The 14387-nt window shown below is 73.5% G+C and carries 12 protein-coding genes and 1 tRNA gene; 4 read left to right on the top strand and 9 right to left on the bottom strand.

All coding sequences use genetic code 11. The features are described 5' to 3' along the window. Positions 1 to 3 precede the first annotated feature (3 nt). The 7 genes from ACYF6T_RS18280 to ACYF6T_RS18250 form a co-directional block, all read right to left on the bottom strand. On the bottom strand, positions 4 to 696 hold the full coding sequence (locus tag ACYF6T_RS18280) for an LPXTG cell wall anchor domain-containing protein (protein ID WP_461697683.1): 693 nt from the start codon (positions 694 to 696) through the stop codon (positions 4 to 6). A gap of 135 nt (positions 697 to 831) precedes the next feature. After that, complete coding sequence (locus ACYF6T_RS18275; protein WP_461697815.1) at positions 832 to 1335, bottom strand: hypothetical protein; 504 nt, start codon at positions 1333 to 1335, stop codon at positions 832 to 834. Between the two features lie 52 nt (positions 1336 to 1387). Continuing rightward, entirely contained in the window at positions 1388 to 1984 is a 597-nt protein-coding gene (pth, locus tag ACYF6T_RS18270) for an aminoacyl-tRNA hydrolase (RefSeq protein ID WP_461697682.1), read from the bottom strand. Between the two features lie 77 nt (positions 1985 to 2061). Then, the gene (locus ACYF6T_RS18265; protein WP_461697680.1) at positions 2062 to 2658 is read right to left on the bottom strand and encodes a 50S ribosomal protein L25/general stress protein Ctc; all 597 of its coding nucleotides are present in this window, start codon (positions 2656 to 2658) and stop codon (positions 2062 to 2064) included. A 168-nt stretch (positions 2659 to 2826) separates the two neighbouring features. Then, positions 2827 to 3807, bottom strand: coding sequence for a ribose-phosphate diphosphokinase (locus tag ACYF6T_RS18260; RefSeq protein ID WP_461697678.1), 981 nt, complete (start codon positions 3805 to 3807; stop codon positions 2827 to 2829). 87 nt (positions 3808 to 3894) lie between these two features. Continuing rightward, the gene (glmU, locus tag ACYF6T_RS18255; RefSeq protein WP_461697676.1) at positions 3895 to 5340 is read right to left on the bottom strand and encodes a bifunctional UDP-N-acetylglucosamine diphosphorylase/glucosamine-1-phosphate N-acetyltransferase GlmU; all 1446 of its coding nucleotides are present in this window, start codon (positions 5338 to 5340) and stop codon (positions 3895 to 3897) included. 113 nt (positions 5341 to 5453) lie between these two features. Continuing rightward, positions 5454 to 5524: transfer RNA gene (locus ACYF6T_RS18250), tRNA-Gln, on the bottom strand. 225 nt (positions 5525 to 5749) lie between these two features. On the opposite strand from ACYF6T_RS18250, the gene ACYF6T_RS18245 reads away from it, so the two are divergent. After that, the gene (locus ACYF6T_RS18245; RefSeq protein ID WP_461697674.1) at positions 5750 to 7051 is read left to right on the top strand and encodes a sensor histidine kinase; all 1302 of its coding nucleotides are present in this window, start codon (positions 5750 to 5752) and stop codon (positions 7049 to 7051) included. A gap of 607 nt (positions 7052 to 7658) precedes the next feature. Here the strand turns inward: ACYF6T_RS18245 and ACYF6T_RS18240 are convergent. Both ACYF6T_RS18240 and ACYF6T_RS18235 read right to left on the bottom strand, forming a co-directional pair. Next, positions 7659 to 8153, bottom strand: coding sequence for an SUKH-3 domain-containing protein (locus ACYF6T_RS18240; protein ID WP_461697672.1), 495 nt, complete (start codon positions 8151 to 8153; stop codon positions 7659 to 7661). A 47-nt stretch (positions 8154 to 8200) separates the two neighbouring features. Continuing rightward, positions 8201 to 8734, bottom strand: a complete 534-nt coding sequence (locus ACYF6T_RS18235; RefSeq protein ID WP_461697670.1) for a YwqJ-related putative deaminase — start codon at positions 8732 to 8734, stop codon at positions 8201 to 8203. Between the two features lie 296 nt (positions 8735 to 9030). On the opposite strand from ACYF6T_RS18235, the gene ACYF6T_RS18230 reads away from it, so the two are divergent. The 3 genes from ACYF6T_RS18230 (at position 9031) to ACYF6T_RS18220 (ending at position 14368) form a co-directional block, all read left to right on the top strand. Continuing rightward, positions 9031 to 10056 carry an SMI1/KNR4 family protein gene (locus ACYF6T_RS18230; protein ID WP_461697668.1) on the top strand — a complete coding sequence of 342 codons (1026 nt, stop codon included), beginning with the start codon at positions 9031 to 9033 and terminating at the stop codon, positions 10054 to 10056. 8 nt (positions 10057 to 10064) lie between these two features. Then, entirely contained in the window at positions 10065 to 13253 is a 3189-nt protein-coding gene (locus ACYF6T_RS18225) for an SUKH-4 family immunity protein (protein ID WP_461697667.1), read from the top strand. Positions 13254 to 13480: 227 nt separating this feature from the next. Next, a complete protein-coding gene (locus tag ACYF6T_RS18220; protein WP_461697665.1) occupies positions 13481 to 14368 on the top strand; it encodes a cellulose-binding protein in 888 nt (295 codons plus the stop codon). Positions 14369 to 14387 lie beyond the last annotated feature (19 nt).

Below are 14387 nucleotides of genomic sequence, written 5' to 3'. Positions count from 1 at the left end.
GCGTCAGGCCCGGCGCCGCCGGGCCACCAGGTAGCCGCCGGCCGCGACCAGCGCCGCCGCGAGGCCGCCGAGCAGACCGACCGGCGCGCTGTTGCCCGTCTCGGCGAGGTCGCCCGTGCTGCCGCCCTGGGCGGACGGCGAGGAGGACGCGGAGACGGCGCCGCCCTCGGAGGAGGACGCGCTCGGCGCGGCGGAGGAGCCGGCCGACGGCGAGGCGGAGGAGGACGCCGAGGCGGACGCGGAGGCGGACGCGGACGACGACGGCGTGGAGCCGCCCCCGGCCGAGCTCTCGCAGTCGGTCCAGAACACCTTGTGCTTGGCCGCGCCCTTCTCGCCGTCGAAGTTCCAGAACAGCTTGTAGTGGCCGTCGGGCAGCGTCATGGCCTCGGTACGGCCGTCGCCGGAGCCGTCGAGGGTGATGGCGCCGGACTTCACCGTCTCGCCCTTGGTGTCGGCCGTGGGGGCCCAGGCCTCGATGTGCCAGTCGACCTCCTGGAGGCCGTCGAAGCCGAAGGCGTCCAGGTAGAAGCTGCACACGTGCGGCTCGTTGCGACGCAGCTCCTGGCCGGTCGTGGCGTCGTGGATCTTCACGGTCCCGTTGTCACCGGGGGCCGTGGCGTGGGCGGCGGCGGGGACGCAGAGCACCGCGGCCGCGGCGACGGCGGACAGGGCGCCGGCGCGGGAGAGGGTACGCATGGGCAAGTCCATCTTCGAGTTACGGGCGGGAAGATGTGGAGGGGGCGGCTCAGCATCCAGCCGGGACTGACCAAAGGTCAATCACGAACAGGCAACACTCGGAAACCTCCACACTACGAACAACGCACGGGAGGCTCAGAGCGTCACACTCGCAGCCGTCAGCAACACCAGTCCCAGCCCCGCCATGGCCCACGCCGGCCGCGTCCGCCGCAGCCCGCCGGCCACCACCACCGAGGCCAGCAGCAGCGCCCCGGCCAGCGGCGCCCACGCGTACAGCACCCCCGCCGGCCCCGACCGCACCACCTCGTCCGTGCCCGGCCGCACGATCACCGCGTACGAGTGGCCCTCGCGCACGCCGACCGTCTCGTCGAGGACGACCCGCGCACGCCTCTGCGACCCCGCCGAGACCGGCGTGTAGGGGCCGGTGCAGGTGTCGTCGCCGCAGCGCGTCACCGTGACCGTGCCGCGCTCGCGCCCCTTGGTGAGCATCACGTACGGGGCCGTTCCCCAGGACGCCCACACGCCCGCGATCAGGATCAGCGCGGCGACCGTCCCCATCGCCGCCAGCCGCCCGAACCGCAGCACGGCGGCCGGGGCGCGACGGGAGGAGAGGGCGGAGGCAGGCATGGCCGGGATCATTGGCCATGCCTGCACGCGGGGTCAACTCGGCCGGAGTCCGGCGGGCGACAAGTCAGGAGTTGTACGTGCTTTGCGCCCGCTCCAGGCCCTCGATCACCAGGCACTCCACCGCGTCCGCGGCCCGGTCGACGAAGTAGTCCAGCTCCTTGCGCTCGGCGGAGGAGAAGTCCTTCAGAACGAAGTCGGCGACCTGCATACGGCCCGGAGGCCGCCCGATGCCGAAGCGCACCCGGTGGTAGTCGGCGCCGAACGCCTTCGTCATCGACTTCAGCCCGTTGTGGCCGTTGTCGCCGCCACCGAGCTTCAGCCGCAGGGTGCCGTAGTCGATGTCCAGCTCGTCGTGGACCGCGACGATGTGCGCCACCGGCACCTTGTAGAAGTCCTTGAGCGCGTTCACCGGCCCGCCGGACAGGTTCATGTACGACATCGGCTTGGCCAGGATCACCCGCCGGTTCAGCGGCCCGGGCGGCCCGATCCGCCCCTCCACGACCTGCGCCTGCGCCTTGCCGGCCCGCTTGAACCTGCCGCCGATCCGGTCGGCCAGCAGGTCGGCCACCATGAACCCGACGTTGTGCCGGTTCATGGCGTACTCGGGTCCGGGATTGCCGAGGCCGACGATCAGCCAGGGGGCGTTCGCGGGGGTGGTCACGTCGGTCTCTCCTCACGTGCAACAGCCGCCGCTCCCCAGGGGGAAGCGGCGGCTGAAGGCTATACCGCCAGGCGCGATCAGGCCTCGGCGGCCTCTTCGCCCTCGGACTCCTCGCCCTCGGCGCCCTCCTCGGCCTGCGCGGCCAGGACCTGCAGGACGACGGCGTCCTCCTCGACGGCCAGCGTGGTGCCGGACGGCAGGGTGATGTCCTTCGCCAGGACGGAGGCGCCGGCCTCCAGGCCCTCGACGGAGACGGTGACGGACTCGGGGATGTGGGTGGCCTCGGCCTCGACCGGCAGCGCGTTCAGGACGTGCTCCAGCAGGTTGCCGCCCGGGGCCAGCTCGCCCTCGGTGTGGACCGGGATCTCGACCGTGACCTTCTCGCCGCGCTTGACCAGCAGCAGGTCGACGTGCTCCAGGAAGCCCTTGATGGCGTCGCGCTGAACGGCCTTCGGGATCGCCAGCTCGGTCGACTTGCCGTCGATGTCCAGGGAGATCAGGACGTTCGGCGTGCGCAGCGCGAGCAGCAGGTCGTGGCCCGGGAGGGTCAGGTGCAGCGGGTCGGAACCGTGGCCGTACAGGACACCGGGGACCTTGTTGTCACGGCGGATACGGCGGGCGGCACCCTTGCCGAACTCGGTGCGCGTCTCGGCGGTGAGCTTCACCTCGGACATGATCACTCCTCGTAGAGGTGGATACGGACGTGGTCACCCGGCCACGAACGGCCTGCTACGAAGAGCGCGTCGATTACGGACCGCCGTACTCCCGAAACGGGTACGGCCTCCCTCGCCGAGCAACTCGGGCAGTTTACTCGGAGAGGGAGGCCGTACCCAAAACGATCTCTACTGCTCGTCGAACAGGCTCGTCACCGAGCCGTCCTCGAACACCTCGCGCACCGCGCTCGCGATCGTCGGGGCGATCGACAGGACCTTGATCTTGTCCAGGTCGCGGCTGAGCTCGCCCGGCGTCGGCAGCGTGTTGGTGAAGACGAACTCGCTGACGGGGGAGTTCTTCAGCCGGTCCGCGGCGGGGCCGGAGAGCACACCGTGCGTGGCGGTGACGATGACGTCCTCCGCGCCGTGCGCGAACAGCGCGTCCGCGGCGGCGCAGATGGTGCCGCCGGTGTCGATCATGTCGTCGACCAGCACGCACACCCGGCCCTTGACCTCGCCCACGACCTCGTGGACGGTCACCTGGTTCGCCACGTCCTTGTCGCGCCGCTTGTGCACGATGGCCAGCGGCGCGCCCAGCCGGTCGCACCAGCGGTCGGCCACGCGCACCCGGCCGGCGTCCGGGGAGACGACGGTCAGCTTGTCGCGGTCGATCTTCTCGCCGACGTAGTCCGCGAGCAGGGGGAGGGCGAAGAGGTGGTCCACCGGGCCGTCGAAGAAGCCCTGGATCTGGTCCGTGTGCAGGTCGACGGTGAGCAGCCGGTCCGCGCCCGCCGTCTTCATCAGGTCGGCGATCAGGCGCGCCGAGATCGGTTCACGGCCGCGGTGCTTCTTGTCCTGCCGCGCGTAACCGTAGAAGGGCACGATGACCGTGATGGAGCGGGCAGACGCGCGCTTCAGGGCGTCGATCATGATCAGCTGCTCCATGATCCACTGGTTGATCGGAGCCGTGTGGCTCTGGATCACGAAGCAGTCCGCGCCGCGCGCCGACTCCTGGTAGCGGACGTAGATCTCGCCGTTGGCGAAGTCGAAGGCCTTCGTCGGGACGACCCCGACACCCAGCTGCTGGGCGACCTCCTCGGCAAGCTCGGGGTGGGCGCGGCCGGAGAAGAACATCAGCTTCTTCTCGCCGGTCGTCTTGATCCCGGTCACAGACTGTCTCCTCAGAGGTGTCTCAGCTGGTGGGGCTGCGCATGCGCGCTTATCACGGTACGCCCTGTTTGACGCGCCCGTTTCCGGTCAGCCCTCGCCTTCCTCCTGGCGGGAGGCCGCCTCGGCCGCCTTCGCCGCGGCGCTGCCGGGACGCTTGCGGGCCACCCAACCCTCGATATTCCGCTGCTGACCACGGGCCACGGCGAGGGAACCGGGCGGCACGTCCTTGGTGATCACCGAGCCCGCCGCGGTGTACGCGCCGTCCCCGACCGTGACAGGCGCCACAAACATATTGTCCGACCCGGTCCGGCAGTGCGACCCGACGGTGGTGTGGTGCTTGTCCTGCCCGTCGTAGTTCACGAACACGCTGGCGGCGCCGATGTTGGTGTACTCGCCGATGGTCGCGTCGCCGACGTAGGACAGGTGCGGCACCTTGGTGCCCTCGCCGATCGAGGCGTTCTTGGTCTCGACGTACGTGCCGATCTTGCCCTTGGCGCCCAGGCGGGTGCCGGGGCGCAGGTAGGCGTAGGGGCCGACGGTGGCCTGCGGGCCGATCTCGGCGCTGTCGGAGACGGTGTTGTCGACCCGGGCGCCCGCGCCGACCCGGGTGTCGGTCAGCCGGCTGTTGGGGCCGACCTCGGCGCCCTCCGCGAGGTGCGTGGCGCCGTGCAGCTCGGTGCCGGGGTGGACGGTGACGTCCTGCTCGAAGGTGACGGTGACGTCGACCCAGGTGGTGGCCGGGTCCACGACGGTCACGCCGGCGAGCATGGCCCGGGTCAGCAGGCGGTCGTTGAGGATCCGGCGGGCCTCGGAGAGCTGGACGCGGTTGTTGATCCCGGCGATCTCGCGGTGGTCGCCGGCGACCGAGGCGCCGACCCGGTGCCCGGCCTCGCGCAGGATGCCGAGCACGTCGGTGAGGTACTCCTCGCCCTGGCTGTTGTCCGTGCGCACCTTCTTCAGCGCGTCGGCGAGCAGCTGCCCGTCGAAGGCGAAGACACCCGAGTTGATCTCCCGGATCGCGCGCTGCGTCTCGCTCGCGTCCTTGTGCTCGACGATCTCCGTGACCGCGCCGCTGTCGTCCCGCACGATCCGCCCGTAGCCGGTCGCGTCCGGCACCTCGGCGGTCAGCACGGTGACGGCGTTGCCGTCCGAGGCGTGGGTGGCGGCCAGGGCGCGCAGGGTGTCGCCGGTCAGCAGGGGGGTGTCGCCGCAGACGACGACCACGGTGCCGTCGACAAGACCGCCGAGCTCGTCCAGGGCGATGCGTACGGCGTGCCCGGTGCCGTTCTGCTCGGCCTGCACCGCCGTGCGCACGGCCGGGTCGATCTCGCCCAGGTGCGCGGTGACCTTCTCGCGCGCGTGCCCGACGACCACGACGAGGTTCTCGGGCTCCAACTCACGGGCGGCGGCGAGCACATGGCCCACCAGGCTGCGGCCGCAGATCCGGTGCAGGACCTTGGGTGTGGCCGACTTCATACGGGTGCCCTCACCCGCTGCGAGAACGACGACGGCTGCCGGGCGAATGGCGCTCACGGGGTTGCCCTTCGGCTGTGGACGGGTTGGGGACAACCGCAGGATACCGGGGCGTTTCGTGAGGGACATGGGAGTGGGCCCTGACAGAACTGTCAGGGCCCACCCCGTGCGCGCTCCCGGAGAAGGATTCGAACCCTCATTCAACGGACCAAAACCGTTTGTCCTGCCCTTAGACGATCCGGGATGGCTCCTGTACCGCGCTCGGCGTCGTTGATCGGCCCCGCGCGCGGACTCCACTATGCCGTACCGGACGCCCTCGATGCGACGGTGCCGGTGGGCAACCGGTCCGGGGTTGTGGCCCCTTGGGTCATATCGGGCGGTTTCGCTTCTGTTCGGTTACGGAGTGTGGTGTAGGCCAGTCGCGGAAACTCGCCGGAAAAGTCGGCCCGGGCGCCCGTAGGCTGGAGGCATGACCACGACGGGGGAAGACCACGCCGCGGCCCTGGGCGGGCCGTGGTGGTGGGCGAGGTGGCGCAGTGCCGTGCTCGACGTCGCACTGGCGACGGCGTCGGCGCTGGAGTGTGCGTTCGAGGGGATCCGGTTCGCGCGGGACGCGGGGGTCCCGGTGGCCGCGGGCATCATTTTCGGCGTCCTCGCCGGGTCGGCGCTGCTGTTCCGCCGTAAATGGCCGATAGCCGTCGTCCTCGTCTCCATCGCCATCACCCCGGCCCAGATGGGCTACCTGATGGGCATCGTCGGTCTCTACACGCTGGCCGCCTCCGAGCTGCCGCGCCGGATCATCGGCTCGCTGGCCGGGATGTCGCTGGTCGGCATGCTCATCGTGATGTTCGTGCGGGTCCGGCAGGACATGGCGCACGGCGACTGGAAACTCGGCGACTGGTTCGTGCCGTTCGCGGCGATCACGACCGCGATCGGGATGACCGCGCCGCCGCTGCTGCTCGGCCTGTACGTGGGCGCCCGGCGCCGCCTGATGGAGAGCCTGCGCGAGCGCGCGGACAGCCTGGAACGGGAGTTGCAGCTGCTCGCCGAACGCGCCGAGGAGCGCGCCGAGTGGGCGAGGAACGAGGAACGGACCCGGATCGCGCGCGAGATGCACGACGTGGTCGCCCACCGGGTGAGCCTGATGGTCGTGCACGCCGCCGCGCTGCAGGCGGTCGCCCGCAAGGACCCCGAGAAGGCCGTCAGGAACGCGGCGCTCGTGGGGGACATGGGCCGGCAGGCGCTGACCGAGCTGCGCGAGATGCTCGGCGTCCTGCGCAGCGGGGGCGGGGCACGGCGCGAGCACGCGCTGCCGCTGGTCTCGGTGGGGGTGGCCGCGGCCGTCGCCGCCGAGAAGGCCGCCGACGAGGGGGACGGGCCCTGCCTGTCCGAACTGGAGGAGCTGATCGGCCAGTCGGCCGCCGCGGGCATGGTCGTCGACCTGTCGGTCGAGGGCGAGACCCGGGGGTACGCCGCCGAGATCGAGCAGACCGCCTACCGCGTCGTGCAGGAGGCGCTGACCAACGTCCACAAGCACGCGGCCGGTGCGAAGACGCACGTACGCCTCGCCCACCGGGTCTCCGAGATCGCCATGCAGGTCGAGAACGAGCCGCCACCGGAACTGTCCTCGGCGTCCTCGGCCCGCCTCCCGTCCGGCGGCAACGGCCTGCTCGGCATGAAGGAGCGCGTCGTGGCCCTGGGCGGCGTGTTCGTCTCGGGCCCGACGGACGCGGGGGGATTCCGGGTGTCGGCGGTAATCCCGGCGGCTTAGCACCGGGGGTCTGCGACGGGGTGCGACCGCTGGGGTGTGCGGCGCGGTGCGGTTGCTGGGGTGTGCGGCTCGGTTTGGTCGCTGGGGTGTGCGGTGCGGTTTGGGCGCTGGGGTCTGCGGCGCGGTGTGGTTGCTGGGGTGTGCGGCTCGGTTTGGTCGCTGGGGTGTGCGGCGCGGTTTGGCGGCTGGGCTCGGTCGTGAGTTTGGCGGCTGGGGTGTGCGGCGGTTTGGCGGCGGGATGTGCGGCGCGGTTTGGGCGCTGGGATCTGCGGCGGTTTGGTGACTGGGGTCGGTCCGCGAGGGCTTGGTGGCTGGGGTGTGCGGCGGTTGAGTCGCCGGGGTGCGCGAGGGCTTGGTGGCCGGGATCTGCGGCGGTTTGGCGGCCGGGCTCGGTCGTGCGTTCGGCGGCTGGGTGCGCGGCGGTTGAGCTGCCGGGGTTTGCGAGGTTTTGGCGGTTGGCGTCTGCAGCGGTTTGGTGACTGGGGTCGGTCCGCGAGGGTTTGGCCGCTGGGGCCCGCGGCGGGTTGAGTCGCCGGGGTGCGCGAGGGTTCGGCCGCCGGGGATCGTGGCGGTTGAGTCGCCGGGGTTCGTGGCGGGTTTCGGGGGGTCAGCCTGCCGTGAGCCGGACCGGTTCGATGCCTGAGACGAGGCCGGACAGGGCCTGGTCGATGTCCGGGCCCAGGTACCAGTCGCCGGTGTGGTCGAGGACGTAGACGCGGCCCTCGGTGTCGATGGCCAGTAGCGCCTGGCTGTCGGTCTCGGCGCCGAGCGGGCAGACCTCGGTGCCCAGGGCGCGGCCGAGATCGCCGAGGGTGCGGGCCATGTGCAGGCCGTGCAACGGGTCGAGGTGCACCGCGGTGGGCGCGACCTGCCGGCCCGGCCCGGTCGGCGTGAGGTGCAGTCCGCCGAACTCCGCCCAGGCCTCCACGGCGGCCGGGAAGACGGCGTGCCGGTGGCCCGCCGGGGACACGTGGTCGCGCAGCGTGTCGGCCCAGTACTCGGCCTGCTTTATGTCCCAGCGCCCGGGCTGCCAGCCGGCGGCGCGCAACGCGGCGTCGACGGGTACGGGAAAGCGCGTGGTCGAGGTGCGGTCGGGGTGCATCTGCCCTTCGTTCGTAGAGGAACCGGTGTCGTGCGTGGGGGGTGGGATCAGCCCTCCGCCGCCGGGTCGACGACGCGGACGCCGAAGTGGGCGCTGAGGGCGGCGCAGGCACGGCACGGCGCGGCGAAGCTGCCGTGCAGGGGATCGCCGTCTTCGCGGATGCGACGGGCGGTGAGCTTGGCCTGCTTGAGGGCCCTGCGGGCCTCGCCGTTGGTCATCGGCTTGCGGGCGGCCCGCTTGGAACGGGCGGCGTCGGCCGCGGCGATGTGCCGGGAGATGAGGATGGTCTCGGCGCAGCGGCCGGTGTAGCGGTCGCGCTGGGCGCTGGTGAGGGTGTCCAGGAAGTCCTGGACCAGCGGGTGCAGTTCGGGCGCCTGGTCACCCCGCGCGGCGGTGCCGGTGAGGGTGGCGCCGCGGACGGAGAGGGCGGCGGCGACGGTGGGGAGTATGCCGTCGCGGCGGTGGCGCAGGACGGGCGCGGCCGCGGTCTCGGCGGCGCTCCAGCCGACGCGGGGGTCGCCGGAGGCGGCGGCGTGCGGTGCCGCGTGTGGTCCCGTCTGCGTCCCGTTCATGATCATCATCCCCTCCCGAGCATCCCCCCGGACGACACAGAGTGCCAAATCGCGTGGCTGGTGCGGAAGCTGGGGCGGCGCGACACGCCCGGGTTTGGGCGGGCAGTCACGGTGCCGTGACGGCTGGTCACGGAAGCGGAGGGCGGCTGACCGGCGCCCGGTGACCGGTGCGGGCGTACCGCATAGGCTGTCGGCACCGCGATCCACGCGGCCGACGTGTGGAGAGGGCCGTACAGGAGATACGGGGCGCACCGGCCGAAACCGGCCGGCACGGCCCGTACCGAACGCCGCAGGGGGCAACCGCCATGACGACAGGTCGGCTCGGGCTGGGGGCACCGCCCAGCCGCCAGGCCGGGGGACACGCCGCGCCGCCGAACGCGGCCTACGCCGGGCAGATCGTGCACTTCCCGGACCCCGTCCGGGCGGCCCGTCACCCGAGAGGGGTGCGGGTGGACGAGCGCGGCTACCCCGACTTCTCGCCCTACGCCCGTGCGGCCGCGGAGATCGCCGAGCCGCCGGAGGGCTTCGGGGTCGACGAACTGCGCCTGACGGACTACGTGTCGGCGAACGCGGCGCTCGCCGCCTCCGGCCACGACCTGTGGGACACGGTGCCCTCGGTGGCCACCCCGCACGGCTGGACGTGGCACCACGTCGTCGGCTCGCGGCGGCTGGAGCTGGTGCCGGTCGAGGTGAAGGCGCTGCTGCGGCACCACGGCGGCATCGCGACGGCGGCCGTGGACCAGGACAAGCGGGGCACGCGTCCGCTCCAGGAGACCCGGCCCGCGCACTTCGGGCTGCCGAAGTCGGGGGTGGCGGTGACGGAGGCGCAGGTGCAGGGCGTCGAGGAGGACCTCGGCTACCGGCTGCCGGGCCCGTACCGCTCCTTCCTGAAGGCGGCGGGCGGCTGCGCGCCGGTCGGCACGGCCCTGGACGCGGAGCTGGGCCTGCTGATCGACCAGCCCTTCTTCACGGTCCGGGACGAGGCCGCGGTCAACGACCTCGTGTACGTCAACAAGTGCCTGCGCGACCATCTGACCAAGGACTACCTGGGCGTCGGCTTCGTCCAGGGCGGTCTGCTCGCCGTGAAGGTGAAGGGCGAGCGGGTCGGTTCGGTGTGGTTCTGCGCCTACGACGACGCGCGGGACGTCGACCCCGCGTGGGCGCCCGCGGAACGGGTGGAGCGGCTGTTGCTGCCGTGCGGTGAGGACTTCGACGCGTTTCTGTCCCGACTGGCCGGTTCTCCGCCGGAGTTGGAGACGGTGGCGAACCTGATGGTGGACGGCGGCTTCGCACGGGCCGTGCCGGTTGCCGCTGCGGCTGCGGGGGAGTGAGTTTCGCGATGGTGACGTTCGCACAGGCGCAGGAGCGCGCGGAAGAGTGGATCAACGGCGACGTGCCGTCCTACCAGCACCGTGAGGTGCGGGTACGGGAGTTCGAGCTCGGCTTCGTGGTGTGGGCCGAGGACCGCGCGGACGGACCGCGGTCCGACGGCGGCGGCCAGCGGCTGGTCATCGCCCGCGACAGCGGCGAGGCGACGCTGTGGCCCGCGTTGCCGGTGGGCGAGGTGATCCGCCGCTACGAGGAGGAGTACGGCCGCCCGGAGGACGCGGAACCGTCGCCGCCGGCGGCGTCGGCTCCCGCCCGGGTGGACCTGAACCAGACGTCGTTCCTGCTGAGCCCGCCCGAGTGGTTGCAGGAGGCGGCGGACAAGCTGGGGATTCCGGATCGGCGGGGGGCCGGTGCCGGCGCCGGGGCCGGTGCGGCTGGGGCTGGGGCCGCTGGGGCTGGTTCGGTCGGGTCTGGTTCGGCTGGGGCTGGTGCGGTCGGGTCTGGTGCTGCTGACGGGAGTGGGGCTGGGGTCGGGCCGCAGAGTGGTGCCGGTGCCGGTGCCGGTGCCGGTGCGGGCGTCGGAGTCGGGGCTGGGGCGGCGGCTTCCGCTGCGGGTGCCGGTGCGCCCGAGGCGCCTGCGGGGGCGACTCCGTGGGCCGGGACCGACACCAACGCCGATGCCGGCGAGGACCGTTCCGTGCCGTTGCCGGCGACCGTGTTCGCGCCGCCGCTCAGCCGGTCCGACGAGGACACGCCGGCCGACGCGAAGACCGCGCTGATGTCGGGCGGGAGCCGGCTTCCGCCGACGGCGGTGGCACCGGCGCTCGACGACCCGAACGCGCCCGGCGCACAGGTCGCGGGCGGCGCGCAGAGTGCGGGCGGTGCGCAGAGCACGCCGGGTGCCGCGCCTCCGCCCGCGCAGACGTACGGCTATCCACAGGGTGGGGGCGCCGCCGGTCCGGGCGCGCCGCAGAGCAGCACGCCTCCGCCTGCGCCGGCCGGCGCCTCGTACGGCTACCCCCAGGGTGGCCCGCAGGGCACGCCGCCGCCCCCTCCGGCTTACGGCTCTCCGCAGGGGCCCGCCGTCCCGGGCGCGCCGAACGCCGAGGACATCGCCGACGCCGCGACGAGCAAGGCGGCGCCTCCGTCGCGTCGTGCGCGGGGTGGCGCGAACCCGCCGCCTCCGCCGAGCGCCCCGGGCACCCCGGGTGCCCCTGGTGCGCGACCGGGAGGTACGCCTCCGCCGCCGCCCGCACCTGGCACGCCCGGCACTCCGGGCGCCCCGGCGGGCGGCTACGTCCCGACGCAGATGGTGTCGGCACTCGGCCCCGAGGGTCCTGAGGGCCCCGGCGCCCCGCAGGCTCCGGGCGCCCCTCATCCTCCGGGTGCGCCGAACCCGCCCGGCGGCACGCCCCCCGGCGGCGTCCACCAGGTCGCCACGATGCTCGCCGACCCCGGCCGTATGGGTACGGGGAGTGGTGCGCCGCAACCTCCGGGCGCGCCACAACCCCCGAGCGCCCCGGGCATGCCGGGCGCGCCCGGCGCGCACCCTGTTCCTGGCGCCCCGGGCACACCGAACGCGCCGGGCGCGCAAAGCACCCCGAGCGCCCCGGGTGCACTCGGCGCCCCGGGCGCACCGCAGCCCCCGCGAGCCCCGGGCATACCTGGCGCGCCCGGCGCCCCGCAGCCTCCAGGCGCCCCCAGCGCACCGAACCCGCCCGGCGCACCGCAACACCCGGGCGCCCCCGGCGTACCCGGTGCCCCCGGCGCGCAAGGCTCTGCAGGGGGCGCGCAAGGCGCCGTTCACCACGCGGAGACCGTGCTGGCCGCGCCCCCGATCGCGGGCCCCGGCGCACCCCCGCCACCGCAAGCCCCCGGCGCACCCGGAGCCCCGGGCGCCCCCGGCATGCCTCCTGGCGCGCCCGGCGCCCCGCAGGCTCCAGGCGCTCCCCAATCTCCGGCGCCCCCGGCGCCCGGCGCCATGCCGCACGCCCCCGGAGCGACACCGCCCCCTCCCGGAGCGATGCCCCCGCCTCCCGGAGCGATGCCCCCGCCCCCCGGCGCGATGCAGGCACCCCCTGGCGCGGCACACCCCGGCACCGTCCCACCCCCGGGCCAGCCCATGCCCGGCCAGCCCATGCCCGGTCACGCGATGCCCGGTCAGCCCATGCCCGGCCAGCAGCCCCCCGCTCCCGCCTACGGCTACCCGCAGCAGCCGCCCGGTCAGCCCACCGTCGGGCCCGGTTACCAGGCCGTGTTGCGGTACCGCGCGCAGGACGGTTCCGAGCAGCAGGTGATCCGGCGGTCCGCGCCGGGCACGCCGCACCCGGAGTGGCAGATCTTCCACGAGCTGCGGGCGATGAACGTGCCGCCGGACCAGGTGCTGGAACTGCACACGGAGTTGGAGTCGTGCGAGCTGCCGGGTGCGTACTGTGCGCGGATGATCCGTGAGCAGTGGCCGCAGGCGCGCATCACGAGCATCGCGCCCTACGGCACGGACCATGCGAGCCGCCAGCAGGGCATGCAGCAACTCCTGGCCCACCAGGGCGAGTTGCACCAGGTGGCGGACGGACCCGCGCGCCCGGCGCCGGTGCGCGCGCCGTTGCCGCCGGTGCACGCCGCGCCGCCGGTTCCGCCGGAGGGCGTCGCGCAGGAGCTGGCGGGGGCGTTCGGGCCGGGGATCTTCCGGTTCGAGCAGGCGGCCGTGTCCCGGCAGGGCGTGCCGCCGATCGTCGCGCACTCCCTGGTGGCGGCGGGCCTGCCGATGGACATGGGGCCGTTCTTCTGGGCACAGGCCCAGCCGGGCCGCCCCGTGCCGACGCTCGCCGAACTGGCGCAGGAGCGCGGCGTGCAGCCGGCCGCGGACGCGGGCTCGTACCTGGTGATGGGCAGCGACTTCGGCAAGGCGCTCTGCGTGCAGTACGGCACGGCGAACATCGTGGCCGTCCCGGTGGAGGCCGGCCCCGGAGGGGCGCCGGTGCCGCCGCAGTTCGTGAACACGGGGCTGCCCGAGTTCCAGCGCTGCCTGGCCCTGCTGGGCCGGATGTGGCGGCTGAGGTTCGGCCTCAACCAGGAGCAGGCGGGCCGCTGGACCGTCGACTTCCAGGCCCAGTTGGCCTCCCTCGACCCGGCGGCCCTCGGTTCGCCGGAGAGCTGGTGGTCGGTCCTGCTGGAGCAGATGTGGGACGGCCTGCTGTGACGTCGTCGTCCTGAGTTCCTGCTGTTTTCTGCTCAGTTCCTGCTGAGTTCCTGAAAGGGGCCGGGCCCGGTCGGAGTGACCGGGCCCGGCCCCTTTTCGTCCGCGCCCTGCGCACGTATGACCGTGACCTGTGCGCGGAGTGTCGCGTTATGAACACTTCCGTCCGATACATCAAGATGTGCGCGAAATCATCATGTCGCATCCGTTCGGCGGAGAGGGGTTCCAGGATGAGCAGCGCAACGGTCTCGTTCCACGGCTTCGTGGGCGTACGGGGGCGCGGCTACCGTCCCGAACAGGTCGACGCGTACGCCGCCGCCCTCTCCCGCGACCGCGACACCGCCTGGGAGCGCGCGGCCCGGCTCACCGTGCTGGCCAGGGACATGGAGGCGGAGGCCGCCCGGCTCAGGGAGACGGTCGCGGGGCTCGCGCCGCAGGACTACGAAGCGCTCGGGGAGCGCGCACGGCGCCTGTTCCAGCTCGCGCAGGAGGAGGCCGCCGGCGTGCGGGAGGGCGCGCGGCAGGAGGCGCAGCGCCTGGTGGAGGCGGCGCAGGCGCGCGCGCACGGCGTGCGCGACGCGGCCCGGGCGCACGCAGATGCCGTACGCGCCGACGCCGAGGAACGCGCCCGGCAGCGCCTCCTCGCGGCCCGCGCCGAGGCCGACGAGATCCGGATCACCGCCCGGCGCGAGGTCAAGGAGAGCCGGAGCGAGGCGCTGGCCGCACTGCGCGAGATGCGCCAGCGCACGACCGGGATGCTCGCCGAGCAGGCCAAGGAGCTCGCCGAACGCTGGGAGCGGGCCGAGCGGGAGGCGGCCGAGCGGGCCGCCGTCCTCGACGCGCGGGAGGCCGAACGGGTGGCGCGCGCGGAGGCCGCGCTGTCGGAGGCGAAGCTGGCGTTCGCCGAGGCGGAGGAGTCCGCGCGCAGACACCAGGAGGACGCACGCGCGCGTGCCGCCGAGATCCTCGCCGAGGCGCGGCTGCGGGAGGAGCAGATCGCCCGCGAGACGGAGCGGGTGCTGCGCGAGCACGGGGAGCGCTGGGACGACGTACAGGCGCAGATGGACTACGTACGCAACAGCCTGACCGCGTTGACGGGTTCGGCGCCGGCGGAGTGATACCGCCGCCGGCGCCCGC

This window comes from Streptomyces sp. 7R007 (assembly GCF_054850255.1).
Note: the sequence above shows the minus strand (reverse complement) of the source record. Positions and strands in the feature narration are given on the sequence as shown.

What these genes read in the sequence shown, in the direction of transcription:
- ACYF6T_RS18280 (WP_461697683.1), bottom strand. Translation starts at nt 696, where the DNA reads ATGCGTACCCTCTCCCGCGCCGGCGCCCTGTCCGCCGTCGCCGCGGCC.
- ACYF6T_RS18275 (WP_461697815.1), bottom strand. Translation starts at nt 1,335, where the DNA reads ATGATCCCGGCCATGCCTGCCTCCGCCCTCTCCTCCCGTCGCGCCCCG.
- ACYF6T_RS18265 (WP_461697680.1), bottom strand. Translation starts at nt 2,658, where the DNA reads ATGTCCGAGGTGAAGCTCACCGCCGAGACGCGCACCGAGTTCGGCAAG.
- ACYF6T_RS18245 (WP_461697674.1), top strand. Translation starts at nt 5,750, where the DNA reads ATGACCACGACGGGGGAAGACCACGCCGCGGCCCTGGGCGGGCCGTGG.
- ACYF6T_RS18240 (WP_461697672.1), bottom strand. Translation starts at nt 8,153, where the DNA reads ATGCACCCCGACCGCACCTCGACCACGCGCTTTCCCGTACCCGTCGAC.
- ACYF6T_RS18235 (WP_461697670.1), bottom strand. Translation starts at nt 8,734, where the DNA reads ATGATGATCATGAACGGGACGCAGACGGGACCACACGCGGCACCGCAC.
- ACYF6T_RS18230 (WP_461697668.1), top strand. Translation starts at nt 9,031, where the DNA reads ATGACGACAGGTCGGCTCGGGCTGGGGGCACCGCCCAGCCGCCAGGCC.
- ACYF6T_RS18225 (WP_461697667.1), top strand. Translation starts at nt 10,065, where the DNA reads ATGGTGACGTTCGCACAGGCGCAGGAGCGCGCGGAAGAGTGGATCAAC.
- ACYF6T_RS18220 (WP_461697665.1), top strand. Translation starts at nt 13,481, where the DNA reads ATGAGCAGCGCAACGGTCTCGTTCCACGGCTTCGTGGGCGTACGGGGG.